This window comes from Escherichia sp. E4736, from assembly GCF_005781225.1.
Classification (GTDB): Bacteria; Pseudomonadota; Gammaproteobacteria; order Enterobacterales; family Enterobacteriaceae; genus Escherichia.
Genome location: NZ_VATT01000059.1, coordinates 1 through 5,841, shown reverse-complemented (window position 1 = coordinate 5,841; position 5,841 = coordinate 1). Strand labels below are relative to the sequence as shown.

General features: G+C 44.0%; 2 protein-coding genes and 2 pseudogenes. 1 reads left to right on the top strand and 3 read right to left on the bottom strand.

The window, feature by feature from the left end; translation table 11 throughout:
- Positions 1 to 2,211: pseudogene (gene yjhR / locus FEK46_RS23100) on the bottom strand (helicase YjhR); the annotation flags it as partial.
- A 467-nt stretch (positions 2,212 to 2,678) separates the two neighbouring features.
- Here yjhR and FEK46_RS23095 point away from each other — a divergent pair.
- Complete coding sequence (locus tag FEK46_RS23095; RefSeq protein ID WP_135560398.1) at positions 2,679 to 3,950, top strand: site-specific integrase; 1,272 nt, start codon at positions 2,679 to 2,681, stop codon at positions 3,948 to 3,950.
- Between the two features lie 80 nt (positions 3,951 to 4,030).
- On the opposite strand, the gene FEK46_RS23090 is transcribed toward FEK46_RS23095, so the two are convergent.
- Together FEK46_RS23090 and FEK46_RS23085 are read right to left on the bottom strand one after the other, a co-directional pair.
- Positions 4,031 to 4,708 (bottom strand): phage baseplate protein, encoded by a 678-nt coding sequence (locus FEK46_RS23090; RefSeq protein ID WP_135560397.1) that lies wholly within the window; start codon positions 4,706 to 4,708, stop codon positions 4,031 to 4,033.
- 47 nt (positions 4,709 to 4,755) lie between these two features.
- Positions 4,756 to 5,841 (bottom strand): annotated as a pseudogene (locus FEK46_RS23085) (hypothetical protein); the annotation flags it as partial.

Here is a 5,841-nt window from a genome sequence, read left to right as displayed (position 1 = left end):
GTTTCTGGGGGCTACATCATTCCAGATTGGAGCTATTTGCTCCGTATCGCCAATCACCAGTGCTTTCTTCGCCAATGCAAAAGAGGCCGCAGCAACCTCCGGGAGTACCTGCCCTGCTTCATCGACAATCAGTAAATCGGCAAAGTTATATAAATAATTATTATCCGATGTTCTGTCCCCACCAAAAGATTTTCTCCTGTTCATATGGTAAGGCAACATGTAGCAGGTCATTACCACACAAGGAGTAAGTTTCATTCTTCTTAGCCAACGAGCCTCGGCGATAGTTGTCCCGGTAATTCCTTTTTCTTTTTGCAGGTTATCGATTGCCGCCATATCCATCAGCCAGCGACCTTCCCAATAATGAGTCGCTAACAAGAACGCTGGAAAACGAATCTGAGTATCGGCAAGCTCGTCCGCTCCGGCGAGGTTCAGCTCATCGTCTCCCCTGTAGCCCAGAGCATAAGTCAACCCGCGCCATTGTTTTGCTGCTTCCATTTCGCTTCGGGCTATGTCCTGCGCAAAGTTGATATTCTGTTGGCACACCGCCTGCTCTTGTTGTGCTTTAGCGATCAAACTATCGATAAATTTATCAATATCTTCGGGACAATTTCCCTGGAACGCTGTCATTCTTGTGCCGAACGTAGAGTCCAGGAAGAGGTTAATCTGGTAATGGCGTTTAGCACGAACAGCAGGGAGCCATGACAAAAATGCATACATAAGCGACTCATCGGCACGGTATTGCTGCCACTGCTTTTTACCTCTGGCCAAAAGTGAAATTTCATTACCAATATTGAGAAGAAGTGTGTTTTTGTCCTGAAGATACTGGTCGAGATTCTCACTGATGACTCGCTGTTCATGGCGGATATCATTGAGTCTGCGCCATGCGGGTTCGATTTGCTGAAGTTGCATAAACTGTGAAGTTAAACGTTCATGCAAAAGCGTCACTACATGCTCTGGCGAATTGCACTCTCCAGCTCCAAACGCCGCCTCCGCTTTTTCAAGGTAAAAGGCCCGGGCTTTTTCCAGATATTCCTGGGATTCAACGCGGTTAAAAAAATCTTCAGTCTGGTATTTCTTCGCTGCCTCAACCTGACGGCTTTTAGACGGAAAATAAGCGCCATAGCTTATTACCTCCGGCAACCAACGCCCAGACATTACGCCAAAACCAGTAGAGAAATCTTTTCCAAAGGCTTCAATAATATTGGTGACGGCCTGATTGTTAGTCGATGTGGCAATAATTACAGGAGGTTCAGTTTGATTAAGTGCGGCTCTTGTCCATTCGGTGGCAATAATAGAAAGCACCAGCGTAGTTTTACCCGTTCCCGGAGGACCGTTGACAGCGAGCATATCACCCTGCTGTTGAGTCAGATAATGGCTCAGGGCATCGCGCTGCGCCACTGCCAGCGGAAACTTATCGCCGGAATGCCCCAGACGTTCGCAGAACATCGCATTCTTAGCGAGAAGTGGCTCCACTGGAGCCATTTCGTTTGAGGCAAAACGCGTTAATAGCGGAACCTTAACCTGACTCATCAGAAGATGGTCATACATAGGCAGGATATGAACGCTGGCCCCTACATGCTGGCTAGCTTTAACAATATAACCGTATCCAGCCCGTTCGTATGGCTCAGATGTAGCGACCCAATTTCCAGCGACGTTTCTTAAAAGGTTATCTGACTGTTGAAGATAATTTTGCCAATGCTGACGATACCTGGCATGGCGTTCCGCTTTCTCTTCGTCAGTTTCTTCGTAATGTTCTGGTTCATCTTCATTAATGGTGGCTGTGCTATGCGTGGTTTTGTATTTGTCATATTGAGCCAACTCACCAATAGAAAAATGACCGGAAGGGAGAGGTTCAAGCAGATCGCGGGGAATAGTGGCTGAAGCAGCAGGAAACAAAAAACCTTCCCTATTCAGAAGAGCGGAGGTAACCAGTGGCGTGATAATTGCGGGGGCACCTGCCATTTGCTCTTTGCCATGCTTTACTATGCGGTTCCACACCTGGGGCCGTAACACGACTTCAACGGTTTTTACCGACTCCCCTTCACCGTCAAAAAATGCCCGAATAGTCTCGTCATCCAACTGCCCTGCAGTGATATTTATCCATCGAATGAATGAATCTATATCTTTACGTGAAAACGTTCCTTTACCAGATTCGGCGTCAGCTAAGGAGTTGCGCCAGTATGAAGTGAATCCCAATGTATTGCTGTCCATTTTCCATTCCGTGACATAATAGAAATCATTGATTTCATTGATGTAAATATTACTTATGATTAAACATTGTCCACGATGCGAGCACGATCGCAATAAATATTGTGCCTGGAGGATGGATTAGATTTTCTGAAAGAGCCGAATCCTTAATAGATAAGCGCAAACATACTTGGTTCGGTATTCTTAAGGGATTTAATATGGATTGAACCAGGTTGACGTTAGTTGGAAAAAAACAGCGGAAAAGATTTGTGTGGCGTGAATTTCAGGCATAAAAAAAGACCTCAGTTGAGGTCTATTTACATACTTTTGGTGCGAAGGCCGGACTCGAACCGGCACGTATTTCTACGGTCGTTCGCTTGCCTAGCAAGCTCCTGTAATGCTTTGAATCAAAAGCAAAACTAACAACACATCGACACTTCACACTGTACACTATCAAGTGCAAAAGCCCTGACAAAATAGCCGGGGTTTGTATGAGTTTCAAGAGAGATCGCTATTTAATTTCAGATTCTTGCGGAAACTATCTGGTAAGGATCGCTATACCTAAGTATATGCGTCATCTATTTGGTGGGCGATGCAGCTACGTTAAGAGCACGGGTACAAGAGATATTCGAGAAGCACGGTTGTTCCGTGATGCGGTGGCGCTGGAATGGATAAAACTACGTAACAAGCTAAAGCCTCAACGTGAGAAAACATCGAAGATCGAGCAAATTATTACAGAACTACGGAAAGCTGGAACATATGTATTTCAAGTATCTGAATCATTTAATGATTCTTCTATTGGTTGCCCTTCCCTCTTGAGGATGCGTGATCAATACATTCTCCAGTTCAGCGAGAAGCGCAAACTCACCACGCTATCAAAGACAAACAAGGCTGTAGAAGTGCTCTTAGAACATCTGAATAAACGCGATGTTCAGCTTCGTGACGTTAACCGAACTATTGTTACTAGCTGGTTAGATGACCTAAAAAATGAGAAAGCACCACAAACAATACAAAACTACATCAGTGCATTAGCCCAGATCTGGGATCTTGCTCGTAACCGCTATCACGATGCACCACAAGATAATCCTTGGCGAGGTCACGGCCTTGAAGCTAAAAGTAGCAAGGTGAATTATGAAGCCTTTAGCAATGATGAACTCGCAAAAGTGTTCTCAATGCTGGCTGATGAAGAAGAAATGCAAAATATAACACTGATCGGAATGTATACAGGGATGCGGATCAACGAGATAGCAAGTCTCACAATAGACGATGTGAAAGAGATCGAAGGTGTGCTGTGTTTTGAAATCACACAGGGAAAAACGAAAGCTGCGGCACGTCTTGTGCCTGTGCATAGCCTTATCACTCCATTGGTGTTATCTCTTCGTGAAAAGCCTCACAATGGCTTTTTGTTCTATCACGCCAGCATTACAGAGCGTGCTGACGGTAAACGCTCTACGTGGCATACACAACGATTTACAAGAGCTAAACGAAAGGCTTTAGGGGAAAAGGGAACAGAAAGGAAAGTGTTTCATTCTCTGAGACACGGAGTAGCACAGCTTCTTGATCGAAATCAAATTCCAGAGGACCGCATAGCCTTAATTTTGGGCCATCAGCGCGGCAATACAGAAACATTCCGCACATATAGCAAGAATGCAGCTTCTCCAGTAGAGCTTAAAAAATATATTGAGCTTTTACGCTACCCTGAAATAGAGAAAGGCTTATCAATCAATAAAAAATCAAATTTAAGGCGTAAAACAACGCTATAGACGTAATAAAGAGGCTTCAATATAGACTGATGCCTCTTTTATGATTATCTCGTTACAGAGCGTTTCATAGGCGTTTAAGGCTATTGTTTAAATACTGGCGTTACAACGTCTTGCCCTGGGCTTTTTTGATTTTTCTGTTCTGTTGTATTTACCTGCATTTTAACCTGGCCTCCTACAGATTTATTTGGTGCTGTTTTTACCGCAATTGCGCTTGTAGTTGCTTTAGAGACAAGACGGATTTGCTCAAAATCAAGAGTAAACAATAGGCTTTCGCTTGCTTCTTCTTCGAAGTCCATACCCACTAACACAACGTTGTCATAATTTTTTAACTCAGTGACAAGTAGGAAAGGTTGGCGACTGTCCATCAACTGATTTAGGTATTCAAGCATAAGCATACGTCTATTGCCGTTAATTCCCGCATTCTTAATCATATCGGGATTGAGCTTCAATACGGTTTCAGAGATACGCCCCTGTAATGTGAACTTGTTATTCCGTATTTGAACATGATCACTAACTTCTGATCCTGATTCGACAGCATAGCTTGTAACGTCTGCATTTCTGCTAATTTTCGTCGATTCCACGCTATCAAATGATAATGCCTGGTAGTCATTGTAAGCAGCATTTGCACCACTGCCGAGGTTAGAGGCAATGATCGCAAAGCCGTTACCCCCTTTAGTTGTTCTACCGTTGCTATCGTTGCTTGTGCTGTTGATTTTCGCCTCAGTCGGGCGACCAATGGTTAACGGACCCATTGCCATAATTTGTAATCCTTATTTAAGGGGGCTAAACAGCCCCACAGCGATGATTAATAGGTTGACCCGCCTGACATAACACCCAGCGTTAATAGCTTGCTAAACTCAGCGGAGGATGCCTTTGATTTGAAGTCGATAAATTCGCTCAATCGTCCGGTGTCTGATTCGATAGTTAGCGGCACTTCTGCATTTACTTGTAATTCTGGATTGAAGTGAATAACAGGTGCAAAGGTGTAAGAAGGAGCCTTGAGAGCTTGTTGTGCTGCACTCTGTTTCAGATTTGCAATGTTTTGTCCTTCGAGACTGTATTGATTTACAGCCTGCGCCCCACCTACCGTTTCTTCTGGCATAAACCAGCTTTTAATAGTGTTAACCAGGGAATTGCTGTTATCTGGCTTAATTGTTCCGGTGCCAGCGCCTTTATATTGATCAGGAGTGAGATTAGAAAGATTCTGTTTCATTCCTTCGTTAGATAGTGGCGGTGCATCCCCTAAATTCTTCTGAATAGCTGCCGTCTTCTCGTCGTTTTTCATCAACCAGTTGATAGTTTTCATGATCGCATTAAGTAGACCGCCTACAGCCTCGCCTAATTTGGTAAACATTGGCAGCATTGCAACCATGCTCTTTTTAAACTCTTCAATCACTTTCGGATCAAGAGATTTCATAAAGCCATCAACAAAGGCGATCCCTTGTGAGTCAGAAAGCCCACTAAGTGCATTATTCAGTTCACGGAATTTAATAACGCTTTCCTGTTGTGCCTGCGTTACCCAGCGCCCTGATTCTCGTTGTTCTCGTGCTGATTGTTCCACTTCTTTAGCGGAGCGTGTCCAGTATTTAGAGGTGAGCATCAAATCATCAGCCAGATCTTCCAGACGACTACCGATTTGTGCATCTGAATAGCCTTTAGCTACCATTCCCTGAACTGCTTTACTAACCAGACCAGCCGGATTATCAGCAAAGTCTTTTAGATCCTTTTTAGTTAGGAATCCTTCATTCATTAAAGTATTGATGCCGCTATCGCCGCCCTTCCATTCTCCTTTACCAGTTTTCTTATCAACTACATATTCAGCCTCATCATAAGATTTAGTAGCCTTCTCCCGTACATCTTTCATCTGATCGAGTGTAGTGGTCAACAAAAA

Excerpts from the sequence above, each read along its gene's own strand:
- FEK46_RS23095 (WP_135560398.1), top strand. The coding sequence starts at position 2,679 with ATGAGTTTCAAGAGAGATCGCTATTTAATTTCAGATTCTTGCGGAAAC.
- FEK46_RS23090 (WP_135560397.1), bottom strand. The coding sequence starts at position 4,708 with ATGGCAATGGGTCCGTTAACCATTGGTCGCCCGACTGAGGCGAAAATC.